The sequence below is a fragment of the Olleya sp. UBA1516 genome (assembly GCF_002323495.1).
In the GTDB taxonomy this organism is placed as follows: domain Bacteria; phylum Bacteroidota; class Bacteroidia; order Flavobacteriales; family Flavobacteriaceae; genus Olleya.
This window is the reverse complement of sequence record NZ_DCQO01000014.1, coordinates 1-16,517: the sequence shown is the minus strand read 5'-3', so window position 1 is coordinate 16,517 and position 16,517 is coordinate 1. Positions and strand designations below refer to the sequence as shown.

The 16,517-nt window shown below is 34.6% G+C and carries 9 protein-coding genes and 1 tRNA gene; 9 read left to right on the top strand and 1 reads right to left on the bottom strand.

Translation table 11 applies throughout. The features are described from left to right. Positions 1–18: 18 nt before the first annotated feature. The 9 genes from B2989_RS08685 to B2989_RS08645 all read left to right on the top strand — a co-directional run bounded on the left by B2989_RS08685 (position 19) and on the right by B2989_RS08645 (position 16,261). Positions 19–3,054 carry a SusC/RagA family TonB-linked outer membrane protein gene (locus B2989_RS08685; RefSeq protein ID WP_292947385.1) on the top strand — a complete coding sequence of 1,012 codons (3,036 nt, stop codon included), beginning with the start codon at positions 19–21 and terminating at the stop codon, positions 3,052–3,054. Positions 3,055–3,065: 11 nt separating this feature from the next. Next, complete coding sequence (locus B2989_RS08680) at positions 3,066–4,598, top strand: RagB/SusD family nutrient uptake outer membrane protein (protein ID WP_292947382.1); 1,533 nt, start codon at positions 3,066–3,068, stop codon at positions 4,596–4,598. Positions 4,599–4,616: 18 nt separating this feature from the next. Beyond that, on the top strand, positions 4,617–6,326 hold the full coding sequence (locus tag B2989_RS08675) for a LamG domain-containing protein (protein WP_292947379.1): 1,710 nt from the start codon (positions 4,617–4,619) through the stop codon (positions 6,324–6,326). A gap of 98 nt (positions 6,327–6,424) precedes the next feature. Beyond that, the gene (locus B2989_RS08670; protein WP_292947376.1) at positions 6,425–7,792 is read left to right on the top strand and encodes a glucoamylase family protein; all 1,368 of its coding nucleotides are present in this window, start codon (positions 6,425–6,427) and stop codon (positions 7,790–7,792) included. A gap of 2 nt (positions 7,793–7,794) precedes the next feature. Beyond that, positions 7,795–9,156: a glucoamylase family protein gene (locus tag B2989_RS08665; RefSeq protein WP_292947374.1), complete on the top strand. Its 1,362-nt coding sequence runs from the start codon at positions 7,795–7,797 to the stop codon at positions 9,154–9,156. A gap of 11 nt (positions 9,157–9,167) precedes the next feature. Next, positions 9,168–9,959, top strand: coding sequence for a prolyl oligopeptidase family serine peptidase (locus tag B2989_RS08660; protein ID WP_292947371.1), 792 nt, complete (start codon positions 9,168–9,170; stop codon positions 9,957–9,959). After that, complete coding sequence (gene bglX, locus B2989_RS08655; RefSeq protein WP_292947368.1) at positions 9,952–12,267, top strand: beta-glucosidase BglX; 2,316 nt, start codon at positions 9,952–9,954, stop codon at positions 12,265–12,267. Before B2989_RS08660 ends, bglX begins: the two co-directional genes overlap by 8 nt. Positions 12,268–12,275: 8 nt before the next feature. Next, on the top strand, positions 12,276–14,384 hold the full coding sequence (locus B2989_RS08650) for a glycoside hydrolase family 97 protein (RefSeq protein WP_292947365.1): 2,109 nt from the start codon (positions 12,276–12,278) through the stop codon (positions 14,382–14,384). 20 nt (positions 14,385–14,404) lie between these two features. Next, a complete protein-coding gene (locus B2989_RS08645) occupies positions 14,405–16,261 on the top strand; it encodes a family 43 glycosylhydrolase (protein ID WP_292947361.1) in 1,857 nt (618 codons plus the stop codon). Positions 16,262–16,438: 177 nt separating this feature from the next. Here B2989_RS08645 and B2989_RS08640 read toward each other — a convergent pair. Continuing rightward, positions 16,439–16,512 (bottom strand) — tRNA-Asn (locus B2989_RS08640). Positions 16,513–16,517: the final 5 nt, after the last annotated feature.

Here is a 16,517-nt window from a genome sequence, read left to right as displayed (position 1 = left end):
ATTCTAAAATAAAAATACATGAAATTAAAACTTAATTTTCTATTCTTCTTTTTATTGAGCATTAGTATTTTAGCTCAAGACAAAACTGTAACAGGAGTTGTTACAAGTGCGGAAGATGGTTTACCCTTACCAAACGTTAATGTTATAGTAAAGGGTACAGCTAAAGGAACAAGTACTGATTTTGATGGTAACTATGCTATCACACTTTCTCAAGGTAATATAGTAGAGTTTAGTTACATTGGTTTTAAAACTAAAAATGTTACTATTGCTAATAATAACGTTATAAATATCGCTTTAGAGGTGGATGCACAATCCTTAGAAGAGGTTGTTGTTATTGGTTATGGTGCACAAAAAAAAGCAGATGTAACAGGAGCTATCACAACAATAAAATCTGAAGACATCCAAAAAACACCCAACAGTAATGTAATGCAATCTTTACAAGGTAAGGTTGCTGGTGTACAGGTAACAAGCGTCGGATCTCCAGGAGATTCGCCTTCTATTAGAATACGTGGTGTTAACTCTTACGCTGCAGGTGGAACACCTCTATTTGTCGTTGACGGAATGTTTTACGACAACATTGACTTTCTAGACAGTAGCCAAATACAAAGTGTATCTGTTTTAAAAGATGCGTCATCAATTGCTATTTTTGGAAGACGTGGTGTTAATGGTGTTATTATCATAGAAACAAATGGTGGTAAATTTGAGAAAAAACCAGAAATCACTTACAGTGGATATACAGGAATACAACATGCACAAAATGTGGTAAAAATGGCTAATGCCGAACAATTTGTAACTATGGCTTACGAGTCTGGATCAGAATCTGATATTCAATTTGTACAAAATGCAATTGAAAGATTTGGTAGAAGCAGAATCAATCCTAACGTACCAAATGTAAACACAGACTGGTATAACGAAGTGTTACGAGACGCGACAATTACAAGTCATAATATTGCTATAAATGGTGGAAGCGAGTCTACATCTTATGGTGTCAATGCAAGTTATTTTTCTCAAGATGGTATCTTAGATATGAAAAACGAATACGAGCGTTTTAATCTTCAATCCAATCTTGATTTTAAAGTTTCAGACAGATTAAAAATTGGCGTAAATTCTATTTTTAGTAATGCTACTAAATATAATCCAGAAAATGGCGCATGGTTTCAAGCCTATTTTGCAGTGCCAATTCTACCAGTTTATGACTATGCAAATACAGACGCATCGCCATTTCCGTTTTCAGACGCTACGCTTTTAGGCTACAGAGGATCTCAAAACCCTTTTCCTTCAATGACCTACAATAACAACCAATTAAAGATTAAAAAAATATTAGCTAGTGTTTATGCAGAGTATGATCTTGTTCCTGACAAGCTTTCTTTTAAAACATCTTATAGCCACGACTACTCTACAATAGCAGAGCGTAATGTAAGGTTACCATATTTTATTTCACAAAACTCACAAAGAGAGACGTCTTCTATAAGAAGAGCAAATCTAACCTACTCTACTCAGTATTGGGACAACACCCTTACTTATAAAGACAACTTTGGTGACCACAGTTTTAAGTTATTAGCTGGATCGTCATATGGTGATGAGCAAACTAATAGTTTTAGCGCTACTGGTAACGACGTACAAGGAATAGATTTAGAAAGTTCTTGGTATTTAAATTTTGCAGATCCAACCTCTTTTGCTAGTCAAGTTAACGAAATTGGAGACCGCTTTTACACTTTAGCATATTTTGGAAGATTAGAGTATAGCTTAAAAGATAAGTACTTGTTAAATGCTACAGTAAGACGTGAAGGTGATGCAAAATTTCCTAAAAAAATATGGGAAACAACACCTGCATTTGGTGTTGGATGGGTTGTCTCTAAAGAAAATTTTATGCAAAATAGTAATGTTATAGATTTTCTTAAATTACGTGCAAGTTGGGGACAATTAGCTAATGGACAATTAGGTGGAAGTGCTGGTACCAGAACAGTATCTCAATTAACAACTGCAATCGATGACACACAAACTAATGGAATTATAAGCTCTAGCAACTTTACAGATTTAGAAAGAGAAATACTAGAAGAAACTAATTTTGGTATTAGTGCAAGGTTATTTAATAGCAAATTAACATTAGAAGCAGATTACTTTATCAGAGACACTAAAAAACTAGTCGTTCCGGTAGATCAAGCAATTGTTAGTAACACTTTATTGGTTAATGCTGGTGAAATGAGAAACCAAGGTCTAGAAATTGCTGCTAATTGGAGCCAAACAATTAATGATAACTGGAGCTTTTCGGTAGGCGGAAACTTTGGAACTTTAGACAATAAGGTAACAAAAATAAACACAGACCAAGGCTATTATGATACTGGTAGTGCAGAATTTAGACAAAGATTAATGGTTGGAGAGCCTGTAAATGCTTTTTATGGATGGGAAATTGACGGAGTCTATCAAAACGAAGCACAAGTAGCTGCAGATCCAACAGCTCAGTATGAGCTTTCAGAAAACAGTAACCAATTAGTACCAGGTGATTTTATTTATAAGGACCAAAATAATGATGGTAAAATTGATGCAGATGACAGAGTGGTGTTAGGGTCATATTTACCTGATTTTACATATGGTGCTAATATGCAAGTAAGCTACAAAAACTTCGATTTTTCTTTTGCAATAGCTGGACAAAGCGGTAATGAAATTTTAAACAGAAAAAGAGGTGAAGTATTATTTACTAATGACACTAACATCGATGCAGATTTTGCCATAAACAGATGGCATGGAGAAGGCACAAGTAATGATTATCCATCTTCTGAAGGTAGAAGAAAAGGTTGGAACCAAAAAATGAGTTCTTTCTTTGTTGAAAATGGATCTTATTTCCGTGTACAAAACATACAACTTGCCTACACTATCCCTTCTAAGTTAATTGATGGTAAAAACTTACCAGAAACTAAAATAACTTTTACAGCAGATCGTCCATTTACATCTTTTAGCTACAATGGATTTAATCCAGAAGTTGCAAATGGTGTAGACAGACAAACATATCCAATCCCAGCAGTTTATACTGTTGGTGTTAATATTAAAATATAAAAATGCTAAAAATGAAAAATTTAAAACAACTTTTAAAGCCACTAGCATTGTTGTTAGTTGCATTTATCACCACAGTATCTTGTAGTGACAAGTTAGAGGAAAATGACGGTCAATTGTCTGCAGATGATTTAGATTTTACTGCATCAGAAGACATGATATTACCATTAATTGGTGCTTATTCTGAAACCTATTCTAGAGGTTGGGAAGATCCATTATTAATAGGCGTAAGAGGTGATGACGTAAACGCTGGTGGTGTCGGAGATGCTCAAGGCGGATTTACTAACGCTGACCTTTACAATTATGATAATGGTTATTGGATGTACAATCAAGTTTGGGAAAACTTTTATGGAGATATTACAGATATCGTAAACTCTGGAGAAACAATACTTAAATATAAAGAGTTTGCTACTGGAGACAATATAAGTTTAGCTGACCAATATATCGCAGAAACTAAAGTATTAAGCGGTTTTCAACACTTACAAATGTCACGTCTTTGGGGAGATATTTTTATTATAACTAACTCTAACGTGTCGACAGACATAGATAATGGTGTAGATACTAAAGAAGACGTTATGCTTTACGTATCAGAACTTATGGATGAAGCCATCCCTTTTTTATCTGACATGAGACCAAACGAAAGAACAGATGTTCCTGGTGGAGTTACTAAATACACAGCCTTAGCCATTAAAGCTTTAGCAAATTTAGAACTTGAAAACTATCAAGCTGTTGCGGATATTACTGCAGAAATTATTAGCTCTAATAAGTTTACTTTATTTCCTGATTTTTATGAATTATTTAAAAAACCAGGAAAACTAAGCAACGAAAGTTTATTTGAATTACAATTTTCAGATTATAACACTGATACAGGTAACACAAACAACCATCTTTATGCACCTTTTGGACCTTCTAGTTGGACACCTGCAGTGCCTACTGCTTCTGGTGGATGGGGTTTTTATGAGCCTAGCTTAAAGTATATTAAATTTATGATAGATAGAGATGACGAAACGCGTCTTGTGACCAGCGTATGTTTTACACCACGTGGTATTGCAGAGATTATGTTAGATCCTAGCTACTCAACTTTACCTAGTTATATAAGTAACACAACTCCAGATGGAGACGTATTTAATGACTACACTAGAGCAATGTTTGCAAGTGGTAAACACTACTTACCATCTAACCAGTTAACTCCTGGAAGAAACGATTATGGGTCTAGTAAAAACTTTAACGTTATAAGATATTCAGAAATATTATTAATGTATGCAGAAGCACTAACTCATGGTGCATCAGGCTCAATTATGACAGCTGATCAAGCAGTAAACATGGTTAGAAATCGTGTAGGAATGAGTCCATTATCTGGAGTAACTACAGATGATGTAATGGATGAAAAATTTGCAGAATTAGGTATGGAATGGGGAATCAGATACTTTGATATGATTAGACTTAATAAGTATGATGAGCTAAGCTACGAAGGTAGGACGTTTACCGCTCAAGACGAGCTTTTACCTTACCCACAAGCACAACTTGACTTACTTCCATTAGAATAATATTAAAATCCTTTAATCATGAAAAATATTAGTAAATATATAGTATCACTAGTTGTATTAGTCTTAATGTCATCTTGTTACGAAGGTATAGACCCATTAACAGAGGTTAATCCTGGACCAGATGCTGGAGCACCAACTGTAAATGTAATTTTTCCAACAGAAGGTACAGCAATTCAAGACATAGCAATTGAAAGCGCAATTGATATTCAGTTTGAAGTTTCGGATGATATCGAAATTCAAATCATCTCTGTTAAAGTAGATGGTAATCAAATTGCAACCTTTAATTCGTTTTTAGACTATCGCAATTTCAATGCAAGTGTACCACATAGCGGAATCACAAGTGGTGAACATACTGTAGAGGTTAGCGCTACAGATATCTCAGGAAACATAACTAGTACATTAGTTAATTTTAGCAAAGAACCTCCTTATTCGCCTTTATTTAATGGAGAGTTTTTCTACATGCCATTTGATGGAACATTTACTGAGCTGGTAACCATTACAGATCCAGCACAAACAGGTAATCCTTCATTTGCAGGAGATAGCTTTTTAGGTACAAACTCTTATAAAGCAACAACAGATTCTTATCTAACATTTCCTTTAGATCAAACCAATTTAGGCAACCAATTTACTGGAGCCTTTTGGTATAAAGTTAATGCTACTCCTGATAGATCTGGAATTTTAACTATTGGAGATGATGAAATAGATAGAAACCAAGGGTTTAGATTATTTAGAGAAGGTAGTGCAACAGAACAACGTATCAAAATAAATATTGGTACAGGAGCTTCTGACAGCTGGAATGATGGAGGCGTAATAGATGTTACTGCTGGAGAGTGGATCCATATTGCATTTACAATTTCGGCAACAGAGAGTGTTATTTATTTTAACGGAGTACCAGTAAACACTATAGCATTATCCAATCCTATAGACTGGACTGGATGTAATGATATTAACATAGGTGCAGGAGGTCCAACATTTAGTTATTGGGATCATTTATCGGATAATAGCGCAATGGACGAGTTAAGGTTATTCAACATAGCAATGACACAAACAGAAATCCAAAACATGATTAATGTGACTAATCCATATACACCAATCTATAATGGCGAAACATTTTACATGCCTTTTGATGGCAGTAATACCGATTTAATTAGCTTACAAACTGCTTCAGAAGTAGGAACACCACAGTCAACATCTGATAGTTATTCTGGAAGCGACGCTTTTACAGCGACAACAGATTCATATTTAACATTCCCTACAAATAATCTTTTTGGTAGCGACCAGTTTAGCACAACCTTTTGGTATAAGGTAAATGCAACACCTGATAGATCCGGAATTTTAACCGTTGGCGATGATGCTGATGACAGAAACCAAGGGTTTAGATTATTTAGAGAAGGTAACGCGACAGAACAACGTATAAAAGTTAATATAGGAACAGGTACTGCTGAAAGTTGGAATGATGGAGGCGTAATAGATGTTACTGCTGGAGAATGGGTACACATAGCCTTAACAGTATCTCCTACTGAAAGTAAAATTTACATCAATGGAGCCGAAACCCTAACATCTGCTCTTGGAGCAAGTATTGATTGGACTGGTTGTACACAAATGGTTATTGGTGCTGGTGGACCAACCTTTGATTATTGGGGACACCTATCTGATAGTAGTCTAATGGACGAATTACGTATATATAACACAACACTTACACAGGCTGAAATACAGTCTATGTTATAATATTTATTAATAGCACCCTTTTTATTTTGATTTAGTTCTCCTATGCTTTAGCTGTATTATGTTTTTAATACAGCTGAGGCAATTAATCTCATAACTCAATGAAAATCCTTCCTAAAAACTTCTCCCTTATCTTTTTAATTTTCATAGTGTTAACAAGCTGTAAAAATAAAAAAGAAACACCTATATCCCATTTTAAACCAGTCCAATTACAATTAACAGATAACCAATTATTAGACACCATACAAAAACAAACGTTTGACTATTTTTGGGAAGCTTCAGACCCAAATTCTGGTTTAGCCAGAGAAAGAGTTCATATGGACAACATCTATCCAACTACTCCAATTAACACAGTAACAACTGGAGGAAGTGGGTTTGGATTAATGGCTATTTTAGTTGGTGTAGAAAGACAGTGGATTACAAGAGAACAAGCACTAGATAGATATATAAAAGCAGTTACTTTTTTAGAAACAGCCGATCGATTTCATGGTGCTTGGCCACATTGGCTTAATGGTGAAACCGGAAAAGTAATTCCCTTTAGCAAAAAAGATAATGGTGGTGATTTAGTAGAAACTTCGTTTTTAATTCAAGGACTTCTAACGGTTTCTGAATATTTTAAAAACGGAAACCAAAAAGAACAACAATTAGTTAACAGAATAGACAAATTGTGGAAAGATGTAGAATGGGATTGGTATACAAAAAACGGAGAAGATATACTATACTGGCATTGGTCACCAGAATATCAGTGGGAAATGAATTTTCCCGTTGGAGGCTACAATGAATGTTTGATTATGTATGTACTAGCAGCTGCTTCGCCAACACATCCAGTCAAAAAATCAGTATATGATAATGGTTGGGCTAAAAAAGGAGACATTGTAACATCAGACAGCATGTACGATATTCCTTTAGTCTTAAATTACTATGAACATGATGACTCACCAATTGGGCCATTATTCTGGGCACACTATTCCTACCTTGGTTTAAACCCTAAAATAATCAAGGATAAATATGCAGACTATTGGCAATTAACAACAAATCATGCTAAGATACATTATCAATATTCTGTTAAAAACCCTAACAAATTTAAAGGCTATGGAGACAGTCTTTGGGGACTAACTTCTAGTTACTCCATGAAAGGATATTCAGGACATAGACCAGGAGCAGATTTAGGAGTCATTAGTCCAACTGCTGCATTATCTTCATTTCCATATACGCCTAAACAAAGTATGCAAATGCTTAGATATATGTATACAAAACAAGATACTTTAATAGGCAAATATGGTCCTTATGATGCTTTTAGTATAGAACACAAATGGTATTTGCCAAGATATTTAGCAATTGATCAAGGACCAATTCCTATAATGATAGAAAACTATAGAACAGGCTTATTTTGGAAACTATTTATGGGTAACAAAGATTTACAAAACGGACTTGCCAAATTGGATGTTAGTCTAAAAAACATAAATTAAAAATGAAAAATATACACTTCATATTAATTACAATAGTCCTATTGTTTTCTTGCGCATCAGATGATGGACCAGGTTACCAAGAGCCTTATATTCCTAACAACAATACTCCAGTTATTGAGCCTTTAACGGATCAAGCCTTGATGGATTTAGTACAAGAAAAAACTTTTAAATACTTCTGGGATTTTGCAAATTCACCGTCAGGAGCAGCTAAGGAACGTTATCATCCCAGTAACCCTTCATTAAACCAAAATGTAGTTACTACAGGAGGTAGTGGTTTTGGATTAATGGCGATTATTATTGGTATTGAAAAAGGCTATATTACAAGAGACCAAGGCGTACAAAGATTAACTACCATACTCGACTTTTTTGAAAATGCAGATCGTTTTCATGGTGCTTGGTCACATTGGATTGATGGTAACTCAGGACAAGTCATCCCTTTTAGTCCTGAGGATAATGGTGGAGACCTAGTAGAAACTGCATTTTTAGCACAAGGACTAATATGTGTCCAAGAATATTTTAAAAATGGATCAACACAAGAACAAACCTTAGCAAACCAAGCAGATACCCTTTGGAAAGGTGTAGAATGGGATTGGTACACGCAAGGTCAAAATAAGCTATATTGGCATTGGAGTCCAACAAACCAATTTGCTTTAAACCTAGAGCTAAAAGGCTATAACGAAACACTAATTGCATTCATACTTGGCGCAGCTTCACCAGAACACAGCATATCAAATTCGGTATATACAGATGGCTGGGCTTCAAATGGAACTATAGTAACTGCAGACACACAATATAATATCCCTACAGTTTTAGATCACGCAGGATCAGGCACTGGACCTTTATTTTGGGCTCATTACTCCTATTTAGGATTAAACCCAACAAATTTATCAGATCAATATGCAAATTATTGGACTTTAAACAAAAATCACACAGACATTAACTACGCTTATTGCGTTGACAATCCTTTAAATTATTTTAAATATGGCACAGATTGTTGGGGTTTAACAGCCAGCTACTCACGTAATGATGATGGTACAATCGGATATTTAGCACATCAACCAGGAAACGATATTGGAGTAATATCTCCAACTGCTGCCATTAGCTCCATACCATATACACCAGAAAAATCTTTAGCAGCAATGCAATTTTTTTATAGTAAAAGTGACATTTTACTGGGACCTGCAGGTTTTTATGATGCCTTTAGCCCAAAAGATGATTATTGGGTAGCAGACGCTTATTTAGCGATAGATCAAGGTCCGCAAATAATTATGATAGAAAACTACAGGACTGGACTAATTTGGAACTTATTTATGCAAAATCAAGACGTTCAAAATGGTCTAAACACGCTAGGCTTTAACTATTAAAATCATTTAAAATGAAATTAAAAATAGTATTACTAATCCTTTTTGTAAGCATTACTACATTGGTTAATGCACAAACCGAAGCTTTTACAGAACAATCATACATCAAAGATAATGATACCTTAAATTACAGGTTATTGTTACCTAAAGATTTTTCAGAGGACAAACAATACCCTGTAGTTTTGTTTCTTCATGGTGCAGGAGAGCGTGGCAATGATAACACAAAACAACTAGCACATGGTGGTAAGTTGTTTTTAAGTCAAGAAGCTAGAGACTCATTTCCTGCAATAGTGATTTTTCCTCAGTGTCCAAAAAACGACTATTGGGCAAGTGCAAACATAGACAGGACAACCTATCCGTTAACAATTACGTTTCCTTCAGACCTTCCTCCTACTAACACATTAAATTTAGTGATGCAGTTAATGGAAGATATGACTCAAAAATCCTATGTAAATAAAAACAAGATATATGTTGGCGGACTATCAATGGGAGGCATGGGAACCTTTGAAATTCTTTACAGACAACCAGATCTTTTTGCAGCAGCTATCGCTATTTGTGGTGGTGGTAATCCAAATACCGCAAAATTATTTGCCAAAAAAGTACCAATGTCCATTTATCATGGCGCAAAGGATGATGTTGTAAAACCGCAACTATCTTTAACAATGGTTAACGCTATTTTAGAAGCAGGTGGCACACCAAACTTTACATTATACGCTAAAGACAATCACAATAGTTGGGACTCAACTTTTGCTGAAACAGAATTATTATCATGGCTATTCTCTAATACAAAATTAAAAAATGAATAAACTATTTAACTTTAAAACAGCAACTATTATATTGGTTACTGCAACCTTTATATCTTGTAACACTAACAGTAAGAATCCCAAAAAAGAATCAGAAAACCCTTTTGAGGCACAAGTAGATTCTATCCTAAATTTAATGACTATTGAAGAAAAACTTGGTCAACTAAATCTACCTTCATCTGGAGATATCACTACAGGAGCTTCTGAAAGTTCAAATGTTGCTAGAAATATTGAAGAAGGTAAAGTTGGAGGTCTTTTCAATATAAAAACTGTAGAGAAAATTAGGGAAGTTCAAAAAATAGCAGTCGAAAAAAGCAGACTAGGTATCCCTTTAATTTTTGGAATGGACGTTATACACGGTTACAAAACAACATTTCCAATTCCGTTAGGGTTATCTGCAAGTTGGGACATGGAAATGATTGAGAAAACAGCAAGAGTTGCAGCTACTGAAGCTAGTGCAGATGGAATCAACTGGACCTTCTCTCCTATGGTAGACATCTCAAGAGATGCGCGTTGGGGAAGAGTATCTGAAGGTAGTGGAGAGGACACGTATTACGGAAGTCAAGTAGCACGAGCGATGGTAAGAGGTTATCAGCAAAACGATTTGACTGCAAATAATACACTATTATCTTGTGTTAAACATTTTGCGCTTTATGGTGCCTCAGAAGCAGGAAGAGATTATAATACTGTGGACATGAGTCGTATTAGAATGTACAACGAATATCTTCCTCCATATAAAGCAGCAATTGATGAAGGTGTTGGATCTGTAATGGCATCATTTAACGAAGTAGATGGTGTTCCTGCTACCGGAAACAAGTGGTTATTAACAGATTTGTTAAGAGATGATTGGGGATTTGATGGCTTTGTCGTAACAGATTATACAGGAATAGAAGAAATGGTTTACCATGGTGTTGGAGACTTACAACAAGTATCTGCTCAATCTTTAAAAGCTGGCTCTGATATGGATATGGTTGCTGAAGGATTTTTAAACACACTAAAACAATCTTTAGAAGATGGTAAAGTATCTATCAACGATATTGATATTGCTGTTAAACGTATTTTAACAGCTAAATATCAATTAGGATTATTTGATGACCCATACAAGTATTGCGATGTAAATAGAGCTAAAACAGAAATTTTCACTCAAGAAAATAGAAATTTTGCGCGTACAGTAGGCGCAGAATCCATGGTACTTTTAAAAAATGAAAACCAAACATTACCTATAAAAAAATCTAGTACAATTGCTTTAATTGGACCATTGGCCAATACAAGCGTAAATATGGCTGGTACTTGGAGCGTTGCAACAGATCAAGAGAAATCTAAAACAGTTTTAGACGGTTTAAAATCGGTAGTTACCGATAAAGCTAATATTTTATACGCTAAAGGAAGTAACGTAGATTACGATTTAGAACTTGAAAAAAGAGCTACCATGTTTGGGAAAGATATTCCGCGTGATGGAAGATCAGACAAACAATTATTAGACGAAGCGTTGGCAATAGCTAAAAAAGCAGATGTTATTGTTGCAACATTAGGTGAAACAGCCGAGTTTAGTGGAGAAAGCAGTAGTCGTACTAATTTAGAAATTCCGCAGGCTCAAAAAGATTTACTAAATGCCTTATTAAAAACAGGCAAACCAGTTGTTTTAGTTTTATTTACTGGTAGACCACTAGTTTTAGTCGAAGAAAACGATACCGTTCCTGCTATATTAAATGTATGGTTTCCTGGTAGTGAGGCTGGTTTATCAATAGCAGATGTTTTATTTGGAGATGTTAATCCATCAGGAAAACTAACAGCTACCTTTCCAAGAAACGTTGGTCAAATTCCTATTTTTTATAATCATAAAAATACAGGAAGACCTTTAGGAAATAAAGAAGGTAAATTTGAAAAATTTAAAAGTAATTATATAGATGTCAGAAACGAACCTTTATATCCTTTTGGTTATGGTTTAAGCTATACCACGTTTGAATATAATAACTTAAAAATTAACCATTCCACTATCACAATGGATGGAAAAATCAACATAACTGTAGACGTAACAAACACTGGGAATTATGACGGAAAAGAAGTCATACAGTTATATATTAAAGATGTTGTAGGCTCTGTAACAAGACCTGTAAAAGAGTTGAAGGGTTTCAAAAAAGCATTTATTAAAAAAGGAGAAACTCAGACAGTAAGTTTTGATATTTCTGTTGAAGATTTAAAATTTTATAATTACGATTTAGACTTCGTGGCAGAACCTGGAGACTTTGAGATTTTTGTTGGTACAAATTCGGATGCATCCTTAAAGACTTCTTTTAAATTAACTAAATAATTTCATTAATGAAAAAAACGATAGTTACTCTATTAATATGCTTAATCTTTACTGGATTACATGCTCAAAATATGTTTTCGCCTTCAAAAAATATTAAAGTAACTTTTGATATTAACAAAAAAGGCCAACCTACGTATCAAGTCTTTTACAAAAACAAAGCTGTTGTTTTACCTAGCACAATGGGTTTATCCATTAAAGATGCAGTGGATTTAACACATGACTTTGAGGTCGTTAATACTGAAAACCTTTCTTTTTCTGAATCTTGGCAACCGGTTTTAGGAGAGCAATCCTCAATTTTAAATACGTACAATCAAACCAGAATTTATTTAAACCAAAAAGAGACCAATAATAAGCTAAATATTGTTTTTAAAATTTATGATGAAGGTGTTGCTTTTAGATATGAGTTTCCGTTGGACAACACTGTAAATTATTTTACTGTTTCTAACGAGAATACACAGTTTAATCTAACTAATAATCATGAAGCATTTTGGATTCCTGGAGATTATGATAGTCAAGAATATGCCTATAATAAAACTAAAATATCAGACATTGATAATTCAAAAATAGACTTAAACAATGGTGTTGGATTAAAATCTATTACTAGTCAATATCGTGTACAATCTCCATTAATGCTTAAATCTAGTGATGGCTTATATATAAATATTTTTGAAGCAGCTGTTGTTAATTATCCAATAATGCACTTGGATGTTGATGTAAATAATTTTCAATTTACTTCTAACCTAGTCCCAAATGCATTAGGAGACAAAGCCTATTTAAGAACACCTTCTGTATCACCATGGAGAACACTAATGGTTAGTGATGATGCTAGAGAAATTGTAAGTTCTAAAATGATATTAAATTTAAACGAACCTAACAAAATTGAAGATACCTCTTGGATTAAACCTATGAAGTATATTGGGATTTGGTGGGAAATGCACGTAGGATTATCCACTTGGGATTATGCTGGAAGTCAAAATGCACAAAATGCTGGTACTGCTTTTGGCGAAATGATTCCATCCGGAAAACATGGTGCCACCACAGAAAACACTAAAAAATATATTGATTTTGCTGCTAAATATGGTTTTGATGGCGTTTTAGTAGAAGGTTGGAATACTGGTTGGGAAGATTGGTATGGCAAATGGAAAGAGGATGTTTTTGATTTTACAACACCATATCCTGATTTTGATATTGAAGCAATTTCAAAATACGCTAAGTCTAAAGGCGTCAAAATGATAATGCATAACGAAACCTCTGGATCTGTTGCAAATTACGAACGCTACTTAGATCGTGCATTCTCGTTAATGCAAACGTATGGTTATCCTGCAGTTAAAACAGGATATGTTGGAAAAATAATTCCGCGTGGCGAGTTTCATGATGGACAAACAATGGTTAATCACTTTAATTTTGTCGCACAACGTGCTGCAGATTTTAAAATTATGATTAATTCCCACGAAAGTGTTAGACCTACTGGATACAGCAGGACCTATCCCAATTATATTGCTGCCGAAGCTGCTAGAGGAAATGAATTTAACGCATGGAGTAATGGTAATCCACCAGATCACGAAACCATTTTACCTTTTACACGTTTACTTGGTGGACCAATGGATTACACGCCTGGCATATTTGAAATTAAAATGAATGCTTACGATAGCACTAAAACAGAACAAGTACATACCACTATAGCAAAGCAACTAGCCTTATACGTTACTATGTATTCGCCTTTACAGATGGCAGCAGACTTACCTGAAAATTATCAAAAATACCTTGACGCATTTCAGTTTATAGTTGATGTACCATTGGATTGGCAAAACTCTATTTACTTAGAAGCAGAACCAGGGGAATATCTAACAGTAGTCCGAAAAGATAAAAACACAGAGCGTTGGTTTTTAGGCGCTATAACTAATAAAGACCCTAGAAAAACAAGTATCTCTTTAGATTTTTTAACTGCCGGAAAAAAGTACAAAGCAACCCTGTATCTAGACGGTAAAGATGCAGATTGGAAAGACAATCCTAAAAGCTATCAAATTATAACTAAAGAAGTCACTAGCAAATCTGACTTAAAGTTAAAGCTGGCTCCTGGTGGAGGAGCTGCAATTAGCTTTGAATTGATAGATTAATACATATAAGACAACGATTTATGCAAAAAACAAATATAATTACAAGAAGCCTTTCGCTTTTACTAATAGCAACAGTAATTTTTTCTTGTAAATTAGAAAAAGACAATCAAACAACAGAGTCATCAAACGCAAGTAATGGTAATAAAAGAGATTACAAAACCTATTGTAATCCAGTAGACATAGATTATTCATACATGTCCCATTACAGAGCAGAAAATAAAGTGTCTTACCGTTCTGGTGCAGATCCTGCTTTAGTAAATTTTAAAGGCAAGTATTACATGTTTGTCACACGCTCTCATGGGTATTGGATGAGTGACGATATGAGTAATTGGACTTTTATAACACCTCAAAACTGGTATTTTAAAGGTAGCAATGCTCCTGCAGCAGCTGTAAAAGACGGTAAAATAATAGTCTATGGAGATCCTTCTGGAAGAGGTCCAATTATAGAAACTGATAATCCAGAATTAGGCGATTGGAAAACTAAATATGCGGTTTTAAATCCGCCTGGAGGCATTCAAGATCCTGATTTGTTTGTGGACGACGATGGTAAAGTCTATTTATACGAAGAGTCCTCTAACCTTTATCCAATTCGTGTGGTTGAACTTGATGCTGATAACTATTACGTCCCAAAAGGAGAGCAACAAGATTTATTTAATTTGCATCCTGATAAATATGGTTGGGAACGTTTTGGACAAGACCACAAATCAGACATCGAGCCTTATTTAGAAGGTCCTTGGATGGTAAAACATAATGATACCTATTATCTAGAATATGGTGCACCTGGTACACAATGGAATGTTTATGCAGATGGTGTAAGAACTAGTAAAAGTCCGTTTGGTCCTTTTGAGTATGCACCTTATAATCCAATATCTTATAAACCAGGTGGTTTTTTAAAAGGTTCTGGACACGGAAGCACAGTAAAGGATAACAATGGTCAGTATTGGCATTATGCAACTATGGCAATTTCTGTCAACTATAAATTTGAACGCAGAATAGGTATGTATCCTGCAGGTTTTGAAGACAATGGTCAAATGTATGTTAATACTGCTTATGGTGATTATCCACACTTTTTACCTGACACAAAGGTTGACAAGCATAAAGAGCGTTTTACAGGTTGGATGCTATTGTCTTACAATAAACCAGTAACCACCAATTCTGGATTAGTGACAAAAGAGATAAATGTTGTGGATGAAAGTGATAGTGGTTATATGTTAGGTCAGATTAGAGAATTTGATATTTCTAAAATTAATGATGAAGAAATAAGGTCTTATTGGGTATCTGAGGTCAATGACGATTCTATTTACGTACAAGTTGATTTAGAAAAGAAAATGAGCATTAAAGCCATTCAAATAAATTTTCAAGATTTTAATAGCGACATATATGGAAGACCAGACGATTTAAGACAGCAATTTGTTATTGAAGGGTCAATTGATGGTAAATCATGGCAAACCATCTCAGACTACTCTAAAAACACTCGTGACATGCCTCATGGTTACATTGAACTAAACAAACCTATGAATGCAAGGTATGTCAGATATAATCATGTCTACTGTAGCAATAATTATTTATCAATCTCTGAATTTAGAGTTTTTGGAAATGGTTTTGAAGCTGTACCGCAAACACCAGCTAATTTTAAGGTAGAAAGACAAGCGGATCGCAGAAACACCAATTTAACTTGGGACAAGGTAGACAACGCAACTGGTTATGTTATTTATTGGGGAATCTCGAAAGATAAATTAAACCTTTCTGCATTAATGTACGACTCGCCTAATTATGAATTAAGAGCGTTAACAACAGACCAAAGTTATTATTATCAAGTAGAAGCTTTTAATGAAAATGGAATTTCGGCTAAAAGTGAAATCTTATTTACAGAATAGTTTATCATTTAAAAATAGTTAAAAAAGCCACTAATTATAGTGGCTTTTTTTATGTCTTCTACTTTAGCGTTCTAAACACTTCTATTAATTAGCTTTAATCAATAGTGCTAGAGTAATCTAAATCAACACTATAAACAAAAAAAATCCGATACATTTCTGTATCGGATTTATAACTTGCTCCTCCTCTTAGGCTCGAACTAAGGACCCTCTGATTAACAGTCAGATGCTCTAACCAACTGAGCTAAGGAGGAGTGTT

Excerpts from the sequence above, each read along its gene's own strand:
- B2989_RS08680 (WP_292947382.1), top strand. The coding sequence starts at position 3,066 with ATGAAAAATTTAAAACAACTTTTAAAGCCACTAGCATTGTTGTTAGTT.
- B2989_RS08645 (WP_292947361.1), top strand. The coding sequence starts at position 14,405 with ATGCAAAAAACAAATATAATTACAAGAAGCCTTTCGCTTTTACTAATA.
- B2989_RS08660 (WP_292947371.1), top strand. The coding sequence starts at position 9,168 with ATGAAATTAAAAATAGTATTACTAATCCTTTTTGTAAGCATTACTACA.
- B2989_RS08650 (WP_292947365.1), top strand. The coding sequence starts at position 12,276 with ATGAAAAAAACGATAGTTACTCTATTAATATGCTTAATCTTTACTGGA.
- B2989_RS08675 (WP_292947379.1), top strand. The coding sequence starts at position 4,617 with ATGAAAAATATTAGTAAATATATAGTATCACTAGTTGTATTAGTCTTA.
- B2989_RS08685 (WP_292947385.1), top strand. The coding sequence starts at position 19 with ATGAAATTAAAACTTAATTTTCTATTCTTCTTTTTATTGAGCATTAGT.
- B2989_RS08670 (WP_292947376.1), top strand. The coding sequence starts at position 6,425 with ATGAAAATCCTTCCTAAAAACTTCTCCCTTATCTTTTTAATTTTCATA.
- bglX (WP_292947368.1), top strand. The coding sequence starts at position 9,952 with ATGAATAAACTATTTAACTTTAAAACAGCAACTATTATATTGGTTACT.
- B2989_RS08665 (WP_292947374.1), top strand. The coding sequence starts at position 7,795 with ATGAAAAATATACACTTCATATTAATTACAATAGTCCTATTGTTTTCT.